Here is a 15,943-nt window from a genome sequence, read left to right as displayed (position 1 = left end):
GAAGTGATACTGCACCGCCGACTTGTTGGCCATGCCCGCTTCGGGGCGGATCAACGACCCTGTGTGCAAAATCGAGGCAAGCGACGTGCGCTCACGCGGGGGCGAACCGCACAGCGGCGATGCGTTCCCGCCGCACCGCGTCGGTGAAATCGGCGACCGAGGGTATGCCGCCGTCGCGGAACTTCAGGCCCATCATCGTCGGCGCCCGTCTGGGTCCCCAGGTCTTTGCGCAGCGGTGGCACAACTCGGCGACGAGCGCGATATCGGTCAACAGTTCACCGCGCATCTTCGTCGTCCGGCCATCAACCACCACCTCGCACGTCGTCCCGTCACGGAAGTTGTTCTTCCACCCCGCCGCGGTCAACGCGTACAGGTCACCGTCGATCTTGTGCGCGCTCACCGGAATTGAGTATTGGCGGCCGGTTTTGCGGCCGACGACGTCGATCACCATCATCCGGCTGCGCAGCGGTCCGGCCAGCGGCGTGCGGAGCAACTTGGCAAGCCACGGGTTCACGATCCGCAGCACTTTGTCCGGCGGATGCGACGCGCTGACCGCGGGGGATTGTTCTGCCATGCGTGCCACGGTAGGACGTGCGGGCTGAGTAGATCGGGTTCTGGCAAAAGTGACGGCTTGACCATCGCTGCCGGCTTGACCATCGGTGCCGTCGGGTCCAGTGTTGGCTACAGGCCGACGAACACGCAGGGAGGGCCGCCGATGAGCATCGACGACGATCCGGTCACCACCCTTGATGACCTGCGCACGGATCTGGCGAGCCGACACAAATGGACACCCAGCAGCGGCGCCGCCGTGGAGCCGGCGATCGTCGACGCCGACATGGCGGCCCTGGATCGCCAGGGTTACGTCATCTGGGAGAACCTGCTCAACGCCGAGGAGTGCCGGCAGATCCGGGACACCGTCGGACCCTGGCTTTCGCACACCGGACGCAACTCCTTCGAAGGACGGCGCACCCAGCGCATCTACAGCCTGCTGAGCAGGACACGCGTCTGCGACCGGCTCGTCGACCATCCGCGCGTGCTCGCTGTCCTCGACCGGCTGCTGATGGCCAACTACCTGCTGTCGGCGCTGCAGGCCATCAACATCCAACCCGCAGAGACCGCGCAGCTGGCGCACCATGACGACGGGTTCTATCCGATCCCGCGGCCCCGCGATCCCCTTGCCGCCGCGACGATCTGGGCCATCGACGAGTTCACCGCCGACAACGGCGCCACCGTGCTCTACCCGGGCAGCCACCGCTGGGGCAGGCGGCGCCCCGAACCCGACGATCCCGCGTTGCCCGTCGTCATGCCCGCCGGCTCCTGCGTCTTCTTCGTCGGCACGCTCTGGCACGGCGGCGGCGCAAACACCACCGAGAACGCGCGGCTGGCCGTCACCGCCCAGTACTGCCAGCCGTGGCTGCGGCCGATGGAGGCGTTCACGCTCTCGATTTCACGGGACACCGCGCGCGAGGTGTCCGAAGACATCCGCCGCATGATCGGCTACAGCATCCATCCGCCGTTCGTCGGCGCCGTCGACGGCCTGCACCCGCTGCGGCTGCTGGATTAGGGCGCTGGTCAGGCCGCCGCACGCCGATCGAAATGCGGCGCGGCGGCACGCGGCTGCTGGGCCGGCAAGCCGGAGCGGCCGGCGAGCAAGTTGAACTTGATCGCGAACATCTGCGCATCCCCGCTGGAACCGTACGAATACGGCAGCCGACGGTGGATCTCGTCGCCGGCGTTCTCGATGATGACGTGCACCTCGTCGGCGTCCTGGCCCTCCGTGACGGTGGTGGTGGCAGTCGCGCTGAGCCCGTCGAGAGGTATCCGTCGGGCATCGACACCAGACCCGACGAGCAGGTGCGTGCGGGTCAAGCGCAGGTCGTCGAAGGACAGCAGGACGCCGTCCGCGCGATCGCGCCGACGTTGTCGTCGCTCGACGACATACGCGACGGTCATCATGATCGCCATCGGCACGACCAGCGCGCTGATCAAAGCGGGACTCAACGTTGGGTCCATCGCTTCCCCCCTCAACTGGATGTCAATCAGTTTGAATTCATCACGACGTGATCCCCATCACATCACGAATTGGAAACGGTGTTTCCAAAATGAAAAAAATTCAAACGACGGTCATCCGGTGGGGGTCAACCGGATCGCCGCGAAACGTTCGCGGGCCACGGCCTCGGCAAACTCCTCGACCGTCGGGATCCGGTTCTTGTCGCGGAACTTGACACCCATCAACATCTGCGCGCGCTTGGCGCCGTAGGACTCCGCGCAGCGCCGGGAGATGTCGGCGACGGCGCCGGGGTCGGTGATCAGCTCACCGCGCACCCGGATGATGGCCCCCGCGTGCTGCAGGGTGGCGCGGGCGCCGTCGCGGAAGTTGTTCTTCCACGGCGCGCTCGTCAGCGCGTAGTACACGCCGTCGATCTGGTGGGCGGTCAACGGAAACGAGAACCGGCGCCCGCTTTTGCGTCCGGTGACGGTGAGCACCATCATCTGCTTGCGCAGCGAACCGACCAACGGCGTGTGCAGCAGGACTTTCATCGTCGGGTTGGCGACGCGCAACAAGCGTTCCGGGGGATTAGAGAGCGTGACCGCGGGCAATTCGTCAGGCATGCGCTCACGGTACGGCCTGGCCGCCACGGCTTCGCCCCGATCGTCAAAGGTCGCCGAGGTCGTCGGGCACGTCGACGGCGTGCTCGCGCAACGCCTCCAGCGGTACCACCTCCAGCGTGCGCTCGTGGGTGCAGGACAACACCACCGGCGCGGCCACGCCGGCCTGATACGCGCGCAGCCAGTTCACCGCGGTGACGCACCAACGGTCGCCGGGTTTCAGCCCGGGGAAGCGGAATTCGGGCCGAGGCGTCGACAGGTCGTTGCCGATGGCGCGCTGGTGATCGAGGAACTCCGCGGTCACCACAGCGCAGATGGTGTGCCTGCCGATGTCCTCCGGCCCGGTCGAACAACACCCGTCGCGGTAGAAGCCGGTGAGCGGGTCGGTGCCGCACGGTTCGAGCAGATTGCCAAACACATTGCGCTCAGACATCAAATCTCGCCTCCGCAGCATCGGGGTTCTACTCTAAATATTGGCATGGAGGAGCACCTGGTATGGCGTCGCTGACTACCGGCGATGGGTTGCCCGACGTCGTGGTTACGGCAGTATCCGCGACGACCGCGCTCGCGCCCGATGCCGAGCAGACATGGCGGCAACTACTGGACGGCGACAGCGGAATCCGGGCGCTGGACAAGTGGTTCGTCGGCGAATACGCATCACCGGTCAGCATCGGTGGACAGATTCGTGAGGACTTCGACGAACAACTCAACCGCGTCGAGAAGCGCCGGATGGCGTTCATGCAGAAGATGTCCACCTTGCTCGGACGCCGGCTGTGGGAGGCCGCCGGCTCCCCCGAGATCGACGCCAGACGGCTGATGGTCTCGGTCGGGCTGGCGCTCGGCTCGACCGAGGAGATCCCCGCCCAGTACGACGCATGGAGACAGAAAGGGCTGCGGGCGGTTTCGCCGCTGGCCGTGCAGATGTACATGCCCAACTCGGCGGCCGCCGCGCTCGGGCTGGACCATCAGGCCAAGGCCGGAATCATGTCGCCGGTGATGGCCGACGCCTCGGGTGCGGCGGCCATCGCGCAGGCGTGGCGCCACATCGTGTTCGACGATGCCGACGTCGCGATCTGCGGTGGCGTGGAAACCGAGATCGAGGCGGTGCCGGTCGCGGCGTTCATCCAGCAGGGCGCGATGTCGCTGAACAACGCCGACCCCGCCGGGGCCTGCCGCCCGTTCGACAAGAACCGCGACGGCATGGTGCTCGGCGAAGGCGGTGCGCTGCTGCTCATCGAGAAAGAGGAACACGCCAAGGCCCGCGGCGCGCGCATCCTGGCCCGGCTGATGGGCGCGGCGATGACGTCGGACGGCTACGCCGCCATCGACCCGGAGCCGTCCGGGGAGCGCGCAGGTGACGCGATCAGCCGCGCGGTCGAGGTGGCCGGGCTGACCCGCACCGACATCGACCACATCAACGCCCACGCAGCCGGCACACGCGTCGGCGACCTCGCCGAAGCGCGAGCCATCCACCGCGCACTCGGCAGGCACCAACCGCCGGTGTACGCCCCCAAGGCGGCGTTGGGTCACTCACTGGGCGCCGCCGGGGCGATCGAGGCCATGCTCACGGTGCTGGCGCTGCGTGACGGTGCCGTACCGCCGACCCTCAACTACACCGAGCCGGACCCGGAGATCGACCTCGACGTCGTCGCAGGCAGCCCGCGTCGCAGCGACTACCGCTACGTGCTCACCAACTCGTTCGGGTTCGGCGGCTACAACGTGGCGCTGGTCTTCGGCGCCCCCTAGCGGCTCGTGTGCGTCTGGGCGCGCTCACCGCGCCTCAGCGCACACAAATCACTTGACGAGGGTGAACTGCCCGACCTCGCAGATGCCGCGCTCGAAGAAGTCCGCGCAGCCGGTGAGGTAGCGCATATAACGCTGGTAGATCTCCTCGGATGTCACTGCGACGGCCTCGTCGTGACGGGCCTCCAAGGCGTCGGCCCAGGTCCGCAGGGTCCGCACATAGTGCGGGGTCAGCTTGTCCAGCTCCTGCAGCGTGAACCCGGCGTCACGGGAGAAGTCGACGACGTCCTCGTCGCACGGCACGGCGCCGCCGGGGAAGATCTCCTTGGCGATGAACCGCATGAACTTCAGGTCGCTCATCACGATCGGAATGCCCAGCTCCGGCCACCGTTTGAGCGGGTGGCCCATGATGGTCTGCAACAGCAGCCGACCGTCGCCGGGCATGACGCGGTAACACGTTTCGAAGAACGCCTTGTACTTGGACTTGGGCCACGCCTCGAACGCCTCGATGCTGACGATGCGGTCCACGCGGCCGTCGAACTCTTCCCAGCCCTGCAGCTGCACCTGGCGCGAGCGGTCGGTGTCCAGACCCGCCAGCATCTCGCTGGCGAACGCGCGCTGGTTCTTGCTCAAGGTCAGGCCGACGACGTTGACGTCGTACTTCTCGACCGCCCGCTTCATCACCGAGCCCCAACCGCAGCCGACATCGAGCAGCGTCATTCCCGGTTGCAGGTCGAGCTTTCCGAGCGCGAGGTCGATCTTGGCGAGCTGCGCCTCTTCCAGGGTCATGTCGGCGCGCTCGAAGTAGGCACTGCTGTAGGTGCGCGACGGATCTTGGAACAACCCGAAGAACTCGTTGGATATGTCGTAATGGGCCTGAACATCTTCGTATGCTGGCCGCATATCCGTCGAGATCTTCGTCGAGCCCGACCTGCTCTCCGACATCCGCGTTCGGCTCCTTCAGTTATGTGGTGCGTGATGGACGCACTGTGTATATCTCAATTTTCGTAAATCGGCTAAACGCCTGCCTTCTCGCACGTGAACTGACAGACGTCGGTGTAGCCGTCGCGGAACAGGTCAGCGCAGCCGGTGAGGTACTTGCGGAACCGCTCGTACACCTCTTCGGAGGTGACGGCGATCGCCTCGTCCTTCTTGGCCTCGAGGTTGGCTGCCCAGGTGTCCAACGTCTTGACGTAGTGCGGCTGCAGATGCTGCTCGCGCGTGACGGTGTAGCCCGCCTTGACGGCGTGGTCCCTGACCATCGAGGCCAGCGGCAGCCGGCCGCCGGGATAGATCTCGTCCATGATGAACTTGATGAAGCGCACGTTGGACATGGTCAGCGGCAGGTTCTTGGCTTTGATCTCGTCGTCTTCGGGAATGATGATCGTGTGTAGCAGCATCACCCCGTCATCGGGCAGCCAGTTGAACGTCTTCTTGAAGTAGTCGTCGTACTTGTTGAACCCGAAGTGCTCGAACGCCCCGATCGACACCACCCGGTCGACCTGACCCTCGAACTCCTCCCAGGGCTGCAGCCGCACCTCCATGTGCCGCTTGCTTTTCGAGTTCGCGAACCAGTGGTCCTCGATGTGCTGTTTCTGGTTCTCGGACAGGGTCAGCCCGATCACGTTGACGTCGTAGCGGTCGACGGCCCGCATGATCGTGGAGCCCCAGCCGCAGCCGATGTCCAGCAATGTCATGCCCGGTTGCAGGCCCAGCTTGCCCAGCGCGAGGTCGACCTTGGCCATCTGGGCCTCTTCGAGCGTCATATCGTCGCGGTCGAAGTAGGCGCAGCTGTACGTCTGGGTCGGGTCCTGCCACAGCTTGAAGAAGTCGTTGGAGATGTCGTAGTGGAATTGGACTTCGTTCTTGTCCGAGCCGCGGGCCGAAGCCGCCGACTTCGACAACCACTTGGACTCTGGCGTGGGTGCAGACCCCGTCGTTGCGCGTGATGAATCTGTCATCGTCACCCTTGTTCAGATTGGGTTTTTTATGAACATCGCGCAGGATTTCTCGACACGATGGGTTGACAGTACCCTCTGTTGGCCCGGTGGTGGAACGGCCCCGCCGACGCGTCGACCTGCTAAATTCGTTCGTTCTTCGTCATCCAGCGCATCACCTGCCACCCGGCGAAGACGGGCAGCCAGATGGTCAGAACGCGGTAGAGCAGCACGGCGGGCACCGCGACCGCCGCGGGCATCCCGAACGCCGCCAAACCACCGATCAGCGCCGCCTCCACGGCGCCGACGCCGCCGGGGGTGGGGGCCGCCGAGGCCAGCGTTCCGCCCACCATCGTCACCACGGTGACGGTGATGAACGACGTGTCGCCGCCGAACGCCTCGATCGCCGCCCACAGCGCGAACGCGTTACCCAGAGTCGTCGCCGCACATCCTGCGACGATGATCGCCAGCCGCCGGGGTTCGCGGGCGAGCTCGCCGAGGTGGCCGACCATCTCCTGCAGCCGCGGCCGCACCGCCGTGGCCAGCCACCGGCGCAGCTTGGGCACCAGCAGGAACGTGCCGACCAGGCCCAGCGCCAACCCGGCGACCAGGTACAGCACCGCGATGTCGGGGACGAAGCGGCCCAGGTCCGCCGATGCGCCGGCCGCGGTGCTGAAAAAGATCAGCAGCCCGATGTGCGTGATGACCTGGACCGACTGCTGCAGCGCGACGGCGGTGGTGGCGCGCATCGGGGCGACGCCGCCCTTCTGCAGGTAGCGCGCCGACAGCGCGAGGCCGCCGACGCCCGCCGGGGTGGTGGTGGCGGCGAACTTGTTGGCGACCTGCATGACCGTCAGCCCGCGCAGCGTGACCAGGCCGTCGGCGCAGGCCCAAAGTGCCGCCGCGGCACCGATATACGTCAGCCCCGACGCCGCCAGCCCCACCAGTGCCCACCACCAGTTGGCGGTGCGCAGCTCGGTGATGAACGTCGGCACCGAGCTGATGAACGGGTAGGCGACGTACACCAGCGCGATCAGCAGCACCAGCTGGACGATCTGGCTGCGGGTGAACCGGGTGACCGTCTCGGAGCGGATCTCGTCGACGCGGGTCTGCCGTTTGACCTCGTCGCGGGCTTCGGTGATGACCGCGCCGGCATCGTCGACTGACTGTCGGATATGTTGTGGCACAGCGGCTTTGGTGAGACGACGGGATGCCGTGAGCACGGCGTCTTTGCCGAACGAGTCGATGGCCGCGCGCACGGCCGACGGCGCGTCGTACAGGTCGGTGGTGGTGACCAGCAGCTGGGCGATGTCGGAGCGCAGCTGGGCGTCGGTGGCGCCGTACTCGGCCCGCTCGAAGCCGCCGAACAGCACCTCGTCGTCGGCGACGGTGATCTTGCTGCCGCGCAGGTCGCCGTGGGAAATCTGGCAGTCGTGCAGCGACCGCAACGACTCCCACACGCGGCCGACGGGGATCGTGTGCTCGTCGATCGGGGTGCCCCGGGCGGGGGTGTGCGCGTAGAGGGTCCAGCCGCGGTCGAGCGCGGCGACGCTGATCGTCGAGGTGCTGGCCAGGCCGAGTTGACCGATCGCGATCGCCATCAACGCGCGGTGTTCGACGAGGCGGCGCATCGAGGCATGCAGCGGCGCGGTTTCGCGGTTGCGCAGCCGCAGTTTGAGCCACAGTTGGCGCAGCACGCCGCCGCCCCGCTGGTGCGGCCCGTAGAGCTCCATCACCGCCGACGATTTCTGATCCACGCACGTCGCGAGCATCACCAGCGGCCCGGCGCCCGCGGGCCGGACCACGGTCAGCCCGGAGACGACGCAGCCGCGCCGCGCCATCGCGCGCACCGCGCCGTCCAGCGGCACCTCGAGGCCGGGGGTGCCGACGGCGAGCACCACGAGCGCGCCGACGAACCAGCCAACGGCCAGGCCGAACAGCGAGCGCGCGGGCACGACCGCGCTGATCACCAAATGGATCGGCACGAATGCCAGCAGCAGGGCCCACCACCAGCGCCGCCAGCGCGCGGGCAGCCACGGCCCCGAGACGGTGAGCACTGCGACCAGCATCGCGATCCAGCGCGGGTCGTCGACGAACTGGGAGGTGACCGAGTCGAGGCGTTCGGACAGGTCGAAGTGCCAGCGTGGAGCCGCGATGCCGGTGCCGGTGATCGACAGCGCGAGCCCGGCGATGGCCGCGGCGGCCCCGTAGGCGCCCAGCAGCTTCCACTGCCGCGACATGATCAGGCCGACCAGGATCAGGAACGGCAGTGCCAGCAACGCGATGCCGTACGCGATGTACACCAAGTTGGACTGGGTGGGGGTGAGCACGCCCACGATGCCGGAGATCGACTGCTCAAGGGCCACCCACTCGTAGCGGGTGACCAGCGAGCTGAAGATGACGATCGCCAGAAACAGCCCCGACAGCACGACCCGCAGGATGTCGTTGGTCCGCCGGGTCAGCGGCTGCAGCAGGCTGCCGGAAACGGCGATCTCGCGCCCGTCAACGCGCATGTCTCCACGATCTTTCGATTCCCGGGTCGCGGGGGTAGCGACTCGCCGACAACTTATCGGTCTTGCGCGATCTGGCGGGGTTGCCCCGCTACAAGGCGTAGTCGGGCAACTCGAAATCGTCCGCGGTGCTGCCGGCGAACCGCCGCGTCAGCGGCGGGAACGACATGCTGCGGATGGCGAGGTCGCGAAACCGCAGGCCGAGTCGGGTCTTGGGGGCGAAGAAACCCAGCAGCTGTTTGGCGTTGGCCTGCTTGCCCTCGACGAACGGGCGCAGTTGAGTCTCGTAGTCGGCGAACGCGCGGTGGTGATCGCCGCGGGCGCGGTGCAGTTCTCCGGCGAGCACGTAGGCCTCGGTCATCGCCAGCCCGCTGCCCTCGCCGCCGAGCAGCGAGATGCAGGCGGCCGCGTCGCCGATCAGCAGCACCCGGCCCTGGCGCCAGCGGTCCATCCGGATCTGGCTGACCACGTCGAAGTAGATGTCGTCGGCGCCGTCGACCGCGGCAAGGATCTGCGCGCATTCCCAGCCGGCCCCGGCGAACTCGTTGTGCAGCTGCTGCTTTGGTGAAACGACGGTGTCGTCGTGGTCGGCGCGCCAGACGAACAGAAACAGCGTGCGGTCGCCGCGCAGCGCAAAGCGCGAGAGGTGCCTGCGCGGGGTGTTGTACATGACGTAGACGAGTTCGTCGCGCGGGCGGTAACCGTCGACCACGCAGGCGGCGACCTTACAGCCCAGGTAGTGCTCGAAGTTGCGTTCGGGGCCGAAGACCAGGCGGCGCACGTTGGAGTGCAGCCCGTCGGCGCCGATGACGAGGTCGAATTCGCGCGGTTCGGCGTGGTCGAAGGTCAGCCGCACCCCATCGGCGTGCTCGTCGAGCGTGGCGATGCTGTCCCCGAACAGGGTGTCGACCTTGCCGACAATGGTGTCGTAGACCGCGGCGGCGAGATCGCCGCGTGGCAGGCTGACCAGGTCGTCGCCGAGGATCGGGCGCATGCGCTCGAGGCTCAATTCGGCCTTGGCCTTGCCGGTAGGGCCGACCGTGCGCACCGATTGCACGTCGTAACCGGCATCGAGGATGGCCTGTTCGACGCCCATGCGTTGCGCCGTCCGGTAGCCGACGCCCCAGAAGTCGATCATGTAGCCGCCGGTGCGAAACGCCGGCGCCTGCTCGATGAGCGTTGGCCTGTGGCCGGTGCGCTGCAGCCAGTGCGCAAGTGCCGCGCCGGCGACGCCTGCCCCGCTGATAGCGACCTTCATATTCACCGCGAAAGCCAGCGTAGCGCCGCGCGCCGGCTTGGGGGTTTCGGGTTGCCGCCGAAGCTCGTACGCTATTAGGCATGAGTGGAACAGCGCGGGCGGGATTACCGCCGGGACCCCCGATTCCCTCGGTGATCCAGCTGATGCTGATGGCGCGGTGGTGGACGCAGTTCGTGGCGTGGTGCCGGCGCCGCTACGGCGACGTCTTCATGCTGCGCAACACGGTGATCGGGCCGATGGTGTATCTGGGCGACCCGGACGACATCAAGACGGTGTTCGCCGGCGATCCGCGGATCTTCCATGCGGGCGAGGCGAATTCGATGCTGGGTGGTTTGCTCGGCGACAGTTCGGTGCTGGTGGTCGACGGTGACGCGCACCGCGACCGGCGCCGGCTGATGATGGCCCCGTTCCACCGCGACGCGGTGGCGCGTCAGGCCGCGACGATGGCCGAGATCGCCGCGGAGAACATCGCGGGCTGGCCGGTGGGCCGGCCGTTTCCGGTGGCGCCGAAGACGTCGGAGATCACCCTGGAGGTGATCCTGCGGACCGTGATCGGCGCGAGCGAACCCGCCCGGTTGGCAGCGCTGCGCGAGGTGATGCCGCGGCTGCTCAGCATCGGGCCGTGGCAGTCGATCGCGATCGCCAAGCCCGAGCTGTTGGGCCGCCGGCCGTGGCGGCGGTTGCGGGCATACATGGCCGAAGCCGACCGGCTGCTGTACGAGGAGATCGCCGAGCGGCGCGCCGATCCCGACCTGGCCTCGCGCACCGACGCGCTGGCGATGCTGGTGCAAGCCGGTGGCGACGACAGAAACACCATGAGCGACAAGGAATTACGCGATCAGCTGATCACGCTGTTGGTCGCAGGCCATGACACGACCGCGACCGGGTTGGCGTGGGCGTTGGAGCGGTTGACCCGCCATCCGGCGGTGCTGGCCAAGGCGGTCGCCGCGGCGGACAGCGGAGACGACGACTACCTGGATGCGGTAGCCAAGGAGACGCTGCGGATCCGGCCGGTGGTGCCTGACGTGGGCCGGATCCTCAAGGAACCGGTCGAGATCGCGGGCTACCGGCTGCCTGCCGGGGTGATGGTGGTGCCGAGCATCACGTTGGTGCACGCCAGCGCCGCTATCTATCCACGGCCCGAGGACTTCGATCCGGACCGGATGGTCGGCGCAACGCTGAGCCCGACGACCTGGTTGCCGTTCGGCGGCGGTAACCGGCGTTGTCTGGGCGCGAGCTTCGCGATGGTCGAGATGCGCGTGGTGCTGCGGGAGATCCTGCGCCGCGTCGAGTTGGCCACCACCACGCGACCCGGGGAGAAGACGCGGCTCAAGCACGTCATCCTCACCCCCCGACGCGGCGCACAGATCACGGTGACGTCCCGCCGCGGTGATTTCGGCGCGCAAACGCCCGCTGAGCGCAACTTGGCGCACCGAAATCGCTGAATGCCGCACGGCCGGCGCGCGGTGTCGGTAAGTACGTACAGGTGGGACGGATCAGCGGGCTGGCGGTAGCCCTCGGCGTGAGCGCCGCGGTGCTGACGGGGCAGGGCGTCGCGTCCGCGGCACCGGACGCGACGGGTTCGGATGCGACGTCCGAGTCGGCGTCGTCGACGTCGTCGACGGAGACGGAGACGGAGACGACGGAGTCCTCGCAGTCCGCGCAGTCCGCGCAAGCCACCGATATCGAGTCGGCACCGACCGACGACGCCGACGACCAGGAGTCGACTCCGCTGCAGCGCGTGCAGAAGCGGTGGGAGCAGGCGCTGAAAACCAAACCCGCGAAGAGCGAGCCGAAGTCGACGGTGGGCAACGGTCGCGCCGCGAACTTCACCGAGAGCGCGCGGGACACCACCGAGGCCGACACGGATGAGGCCGAGACCGAGGCCGAGAGCAATGAGGCCGAGACCGCCGAGGCCGAGGCGGAGATCGAGACCGCCGAGCCGCAGATGCTCGGCGATCCCCGGCCAGTCGAGGAGCCTGCCCCAGCCGACGACGACGTGATCCCAGCGGCGCAGGACACGCCCTCGACGTCGACCGTCGACGTGGTCGTCGAGCAGCTGCCCGACCCGCAGCCGCAGGAGCGCATCACGGTCGTCATCTCGGAGCTTCTCACCGCGGTCTTCAACCCGTTCGCCGGTGCCGGTGACACGCCCGCGGCTCCCGCCGGTGCGCCCGCCGTCTGGGCGCTGGCCGCCGCCGCGCGACGCGAATTCCTCGGCGCGGTGCCCGATCTCGACCCGCAGCTGAACCCGGCGGCGACCGCGGCGGTGCAGCCCGTCGTCGCCATTGCGGTGACCCCGATTCTGGCGCCGCTGCAACACATTCCGATCCTCGGGCCGCTGGTGATCACCCCGATTGTCGCGACCCTCAAGCAGATACCGCTGATCGGTGACATCCTGCACCCGATCATCGGCTACCCGCTCGGCGCGACCGGCGGAACCACGCCTCGCGACGTGTACGTCATCTCCGCCGACGGCACCCCGATCTACGTGCACTTCTTCCCGGCGCAGGGGACAGCGAAGGGCACAGTCGCGCCGACGATCCTCTACGGGTCGGGCCTGGGTCTGCCCGGCGAGACGAACCCGCTGGCGATGAAGAGCCCGTTTCTGCCCAACCAGGTGATCGGCATCGGCATGCTGCTGCGGGCCGGCTACAACGTCGTCACGTGGGATCCGCGCGGTGAGTGGAGTTCTGGCGGCCGGCTCGAGATCGACCACCCCGATTACGAAGGCCAGGACATGGTCGCCATCATCACCTGGGTTTCGCAGCAGCCCGAGGCGCTGCTCGACGCGCCAGGCGATCCGCGAATCGGCATGGCCGGCGCCTCCTACGGCGGCGGAATTCAGTTGGTAACCGCGGCGATTGACCATCGGGTCGACGCGATCGTGCCGACGATCGCCTGGCACAACCTCAACACGGCGCTGGACAAGAACGGCGCCACCAAGAGCAGCTGGGGCGCCATCCTCAGTGCGGCGCTGCTGTTCACCGGCGCGCGGGTCAACCCGCGGATCTACTCCGCGGTCGCGATCGGCCTGATCACCGGGCAGCTGCCGAAGGTCGACCAGAATTTCCTGGACGCGCGCAGCCCGTCGCAGCTGCTCGAAAACATCACCGCCCCAACGCTGTTGATCCAAGGCACCGTCGACACGCTGTTCACCCTGCAGGAAGCCCACGACAACGCGATGGTGCTGATCGGAAACGGTGTGCCCACCAAGGTGGTGTGGTACTGCGGCGGCCACGGCGCGTGCATCACCAGCACCAACAACGGTGAAGTCATCGAGCGGGCCACGCTGGACTGGCTGGACAGGTACGTCAAGGGGCTGCCGGTGTCGACCGGCCCGCAGTTCGAGTGGGTTGACCAGCACGGCCAGAACTTCGGCTCGGATACCTACCCGGTCAAACCGGCGACCCCGCTGACCATCTCGAGCGCCGCGGGCGGCACCCTGCCGCTGCTGCCGTTGCTCGGCGGCTCCGGCCCCAACTTCAGCGCGCTGCGCGCAGGGCCGCTCGGCGCGCTGCTGGGCATACTGTCGGGCGCCAAGGCGATCAACGCGGTCAACCTGACCACCGCCAAGGCGGCGACGACCACGTACATCGTCGGCGCGCCCGAGCTGGAGTTCACCTACTCCGGCGCGGGCTTCACCCGCCACGTGTACGCCCAACTCGTCGACGACTCAACGGGTTTGGTGCTCGGTAACCAGGTGACGCCGATCCCGGTGACGCTGGACGGCAAGACCCACACGGTGAAGATCTCGCTGGAACCCGTCGCGCACACGCTCGCGCCGGGGCAGACGGTGACCGTGCAGATCGTCGCGTCCGCGGTCACCTACCAGGCCATCTGGACGCTGGGCGAGGTGCGCATCTCGGACATCACGCTGACCCTGCCGACCGCGGACGCCTCGGCGATCTCGACCCCCGACACCGAAACCGCCGCCGTACCGGTGCGAGCAGCCTGAGCCGGCCCACGCAGACGATCCGTCAAAATTGACACGCGCTGCCACATTGCTGGCAAACGTGATGTAGTTTCGATCGACACAGCGACGCGGGGACGCTGCGAGGAGTGAGGGTGGACGCGACACCTTTCGGGCACTATCAACTGCAGCAGTTGATCGGCCGGGGCGGAATGGGTGAGGTCTATCGCGCCTACGACACCCGCACCGACCGCATCGTCGCACTGAAGCTGCTTCCGGCTGCGATGGCCGTCGACGAGACGTTTCAGCAGCGGTTCCGCCGCGAATCCCAGGCCGCGGCCGGCCTGAACGATCCGCACGTGGTGCCCATCCACGGCTTCGGCGAGATCGACGGCCGGCTGTATCTGGACATGCGCCTCATCGAGGGCCGCAACCTCGGCACCATTCTGGCCGGCGGTAACAACGCGCTGGACCCGGCGCTGGCGGTCAAGGTCGTCGAACAGGTCGGCTCGGCGTTGGACACCGCGCACGCAGCGGGCCTGATCCACCGCGACGTCAAACCGTCGAACATCCTGATCACCGACCGAGAGTTCGTGTACCTCATCGACTTTGGGCTCGCACGCTCGGCCGGCGAGCAGGGATTGACGACGGCGGGCAGCACCCTGGGCACGATGGCCTACATGGCCCCCGAGCGCTTCGAGGGCAAACCCGTCGACCCCAGCGCCGACATCTACGCGCTGACCTGCGTGCTTTACGAGTGCCTGACGGGGGTGCGGCCGTACCCCGCCGACACGCTCGAGCAGCAGATCGCCGCGCACATGACCAAGCAGGTGCCGCGGCCGTCGGACACCGATCCCGGGCTCGCCGCGTTCGACGACGTCATCGCCAAGGGCATGGCCAAGAAGCCGGAAAAGCGGTTCCAGACGGCAGGGGCGCTGGCCGAGGCGGCCCGGCGGGCGCTCAACGCGCCGGTGCGGGTGGCGGGCAGCGGACGTCACGCCGCGCGCAGGACCCCGGTCGCCAAGCACGGGGTGTCGCGGCGGGCGCTCGCGGTGGCCGGCGCCGTCGTGCTGGTGGCCGCGCTCGGCACCTTCGGCGTCTGGCAGTGGCGCGGCGGCTCCGGGGGTGATGCCGCCCCGGCCAGCATGGCGGAGAGCTCGTCGACGGCGACGCCGGAGGCCGTGCCGGGTGCGGTGGAGTCGATCGCGGCGACGGTGCCCGCGGACATCCGGTCGACGGGCCGGCTGCTCATCGGCGTCAACGTGCCTTACGCACCAAACGAATTCAAGGACGCCGACGGGCAGATCGTCGGGTTCGACGTCGACTTGATGAACGCGATCACCCGCACGCTGGGCCTGGTGCCGGAGTACCGCGAGACCGCGTTCGAGGCGATCTTCCCGTCGGTGCGCGCTGGCGACTTCAACGTCGGGATGTCGTCGTTCACCGACACCAAGGAACGCCAGGAGTCGGTGGACTTCGTCAACTACTTCGTGGCGGGCACGCTGTGGGCGCAGCAGGCCGGCTCTTCGGTCGACCCGGACGACGCGTGCGGGCTGCGCGTCGGGGTGTCCTACGCGTCGCTGCAGGAGACCGCGGAGATCCCGGCCAAGAGCGCGGCGTGTGAGGCCGCAGGCATGGCCCCGATCGAGAAAACGGTCTACGTCAGCCAGAACGACCTCAACACGGCGTTGATGAACGGCGAGGTCGACGCCATGTCGGCCGATTCGCCGGTCACCGGGTTCGCCATCAAGACCTCGGGCGGCGAGCTGGAGGCGGCCGGGCAGGTGTTCGATTCCGCGCCCTACGGCTGGCCGGTGGCCAAGGGGTCGGCGCTGGCCGAGTCGCTGCGGCTGGCGCTGGAACACCTGATCGAGACCGGTGAGTACCGCACCATCGCCACGATGTGGGGCGTGGAGAAGGGCATGATCGACCAGCCGTCGATCAACGCCGCGACGAAGTAACGTTTTGCGCT

At 67.8% G+C, this 15,943-nt stretch carries 13 protein-coding genes; 5 read left to right on the top strand and 8 right to left on the bottom strand.

Annotated features, from left to right (window positions below; genetic code table 11):
• Positions 1 to 91: 91 nt before the first annotated feature.
• The gene (locus K3U96_RS22515; RefSeq protein WP_220691152.1) at positions 92 to 574 is read right to left on the bottom strand and encodes a hypothetical protein; all 483 of its coding nucleotides are present in this window, start codon (positions 572 to 574) and stop codon (positions 92 to 94) included.
• A gap of 141 nt (positions 575 to 715) precedes the next feature.
• Here K3U96_RS22515 and K3U96_RS22510 point away from each other — a divergent pair, with 141 nt between their 5' ends.
• Complete coding sequence (locus K3U96_RS22510; RefSeq protein ID WP_220691151.1) at positions 716 to 1,564, top strand: phytanoyl-CoA dioxygenase family protein; 849 nt, start codon at positions 716 to 718, stop codon at positions 1,562 to 1,564.
• Positions 1,565 to 1,572: 8 nt separating this feature from the next.
• On the opposite strand, the gene K3U96_RS22505 is transcribed toward K3U96_RS22510, so the two are convergent.
• The 3 genes from K3U96_RS22505 to K3U96_RS22495 form a co-directional block, all read right to left on the bottom strand.
• Positions 1,573 to 2,001 (bottom strand): hypothetical protein, encoded by a 429-nt coding sequence (locus K3U96_RS22505; RefSeq protein WP_220691150.1) that lies wholly within the window; start codon positions 1,999 to 2,001, stop codon positions 1,573 to 1,575.
• Positions 2,002 to 2,124: 123 nt separating this feature from the next.
• Positions 2,125 to 2,613, bottom strand: coding sequence for a hypothetical protein (locus tag K3U96_RS22500; RefSeq protein WP_069405867.1), 489 nt, complete (start codon positions 2,611 to 2,613; stop codon positions 2,125 to 2,127).
• Between the two features lie 43 nt (positions 2,614 to 2,656).
• Positions 2,657 to 3,043, bottom strand: a complete 387-nt coding sequence (locus tag K3U96_RS22495) for a DUF2237 family protein (protein ID WP_220691149.1) — start codon at positions 3,041 to 3,043, stop codon at positions 2,657 to 2,659.
• A 62-nt stretch (positions 3,044 to 3,105) separates the two neighbouring features.
• On the opposite strand from K3U96_RS22495, the gene K3U96_RS22490 reads away from it, so the two are divergent.
• Entirely contained in the window at positions 3,106 to 4,356 is a 1,251-nt protein-coding gene (locus K3U96_RS22490) for a KasA/KasB family beta-ketoacyl-ACP synthase (RefSeq protein ID WP_220691148.1), read from the top strand.
• Between the two features lie 48 nt (positions 4,357 to 4,404).
• Here K3U96_RS22490 and K3U96_RS22485 read toward each other — a convergent pair whose 3' ends face one another.
• From K3U96_RS22485 to K3U96_RS22470, 4 genes are all read right to left on the bottom strand, one after another.
• Complete coding sequence (locus K3U96_RS22485; RefSeq protein ID WP_069405856.1) at positions 4,405 to 5,298, bottom strand: cyclopropane mycolic acid synthase family methyltransferase; 894 nt, start codon at positions 5,296 to 5,298, stop codon at positions 4,405 to 4,407.
• 71 nt (positions 5,299 to 5,369) lie between these two features.
• Positions 5,370 to 6,314 carry a cyclopropane mycolic acid synthase family methyltransferase gene (locus tag K3U96_RS22480; RefSeq protein ID WP_220691147.1) on the bottom strand — a complete coding sequence of 315 codons (945 nt, stop codon included), beginning with the start codon at positions 6,312 to 6,314 and terminating at the stop codon, positions 5,370 to 5,372.
• A 119-nt stretch (positions 6,315 to 6,433) separates the two neighbouring features.
• Complete coding sequence (locus K3U96_RS22475; RefSeq protein ID WP_220691146.1) at positions 6,434 to 8,803, bottom strand: lysylphosphatidylglycerol synthase transmembrane domain-containing protein; 2,370 nt, start codon at positions 8,801 to 8,803, stop codon at positions 6,434 to 6,436.
• 88 nt (positions 8,804 to 8,891) lie between these two features.
• Positions 8,892 to 10,058: an FAD-binding domain gene (locus K3U96_RS22470; protein WP_069404461.1), complete on the bottom strand. Its 1,167-nt coding sequence runs from the start codon at positions 10,056 to 10,058 to the stop codon at positions 8,892 to 8,894.
• An 80-nt stretch (positions 10,059 to 10,138) separates the two neighbouring features.
• Here K3U96_RS22470 and K3U96_RS22465 point away from each other — a divergent pair, with 80 nt between their 5' ends.
• The 3 genes from K3U96_RS22465 to stpK7 all read left to right on the top strand — a co-directional run bounded on the left by K3U96_RS22465 (position 10,139) and on the right by stpK7 (position 15,932).
• Positions 10,139 to 11,503, top strand: coding sequence for a cytochrome P450 (locus tag K3U96_RS22465; protein ID WP_069404462.1), 1,365 nt, complete (start codon positions 10,139 to 10,141; stop codon positions 11,501 to 11,503).
• 41 nt (positions 11,504 to 11,544) lie between these two features.
• Positions 11,545 to 14,016 carry a S15 peptidase family protein gene (locus K3U96_RS22460; RefSeq protein ID WP_230982249.1) on the top strand — a complete coding sequence of 824 codons (2,472 nt, stop codon included), beginning with the start codon at positions 11,545 to 11,547 and terminating at the stop codon, positions 14,014 to 14,016.
• Between the two features lie 110 nt (positions 14,017 to 14,126).
• The gene (gene stpK7, locus K3U96_RS22455; RefSeq protein ID WP_220691145.1) at positions 14,127 to 15,932 is read left to right on the top strand and encodes a serine/threonine protein kinase StpK7; all 1,806 of its coding nucleotides are present in this window, start codon (positions 14,127 to 14,129) and stop codon (positions 15,930 to 15,932) included.
• Positions 15,933 to 15,943: the final 11 nt, after the last annotated feature.

Source organism: Mycolicibacterium holsaticum DSM 44478 = JCM 12374, from assembly GCF_019645835.1.
Taxonomy (GTDB): Bacteria; Actinomycetota; Actinomycetes; order Mycobacteriales; family Mycobacteriaceae; genus Mycobacterium; species Mycobacterium holsaticum.
The sequence above is the reverse complement of the archived record's forward strand: the minus strand, read 5'-3'. Positions and strand labels throughout refer to the sequence as shown.

Excerpts from the sequence above, each read along its gene's own strand:
- K3U96_RS22515 (WP_220691152.1), bottom strand. The coding sequence starts at position 574 with ATGGCAGAACAATCCCCCGCGGTCAGCGCGTCGCATCCGCCGGACAAA.
- K3U96_RS22510 (WP_220691151.1), top strand. The coding sequence starts at position 716 with ATGAGCATCGACGACGATCCGGTCACCACCCTTGATGACCTGCGCACG.
- K3U96_RS22500 (WP_069405867.1), bottom strand. The coding sequence starts at position 2,613 with ATGCCTGACGAATTGCCCGCGGTCACGCTCTCTAATCCCCCGGAACGC.
- K3U96_RS22495 (WP_220691149.1), bottom strand. The coding sequence starts at position 3,043 with ATGTCTGAGCGCAATGTGTTTGGCAATCTGCTCGAACCGTGCGGCACC.
- K3U96_RS22490 (WP_220691148.1), top strand. The coding sequence starts at position 3,106 with ATGGCGTCGCTGACTACCGGCGATGGGTTGCCCGACGTCGTGGTTACG.
- K3U96_RS22485 (WP_069405856.1), bottom strand. The coding sequence starts at position 5,298 with ATGTCGGAGAGCAGGTCGGGCTCGACGAAGATCTCGACGGATATGCGG.
- K3U96_RS22480 (WP_220691147.1), bottom strand. The coding sequence starts at position 6,314 with ATGACAGATTCATCACGCGCAACGACGGGGTCTGCACCCACGCCAGAG.
- K3U96_RS22475 (WP_220691146.1), bottom strand. The coding sequence starts at position 8,803 with ATGCGCGTTGACGGGCGCGAGATCGCCGTTTCCGGCAGCCTGCTGCAG.
- K3U96_RS22470 (WP_069404461.1), bottom strand. The coding sequence starts at position 10,058 with ATGAAGGTCGCTATCAGCGGGGCAGGCGTCGCCGGCGCGGCACTTGCG.
- K3U96_RS22465 (WP_069404462.1), top strand. The coding sequence starts at position 10,139 with ATGAGTGGAACAGCGCGGGCGGGATTACCGCCGGGACCCCCGATTCCC.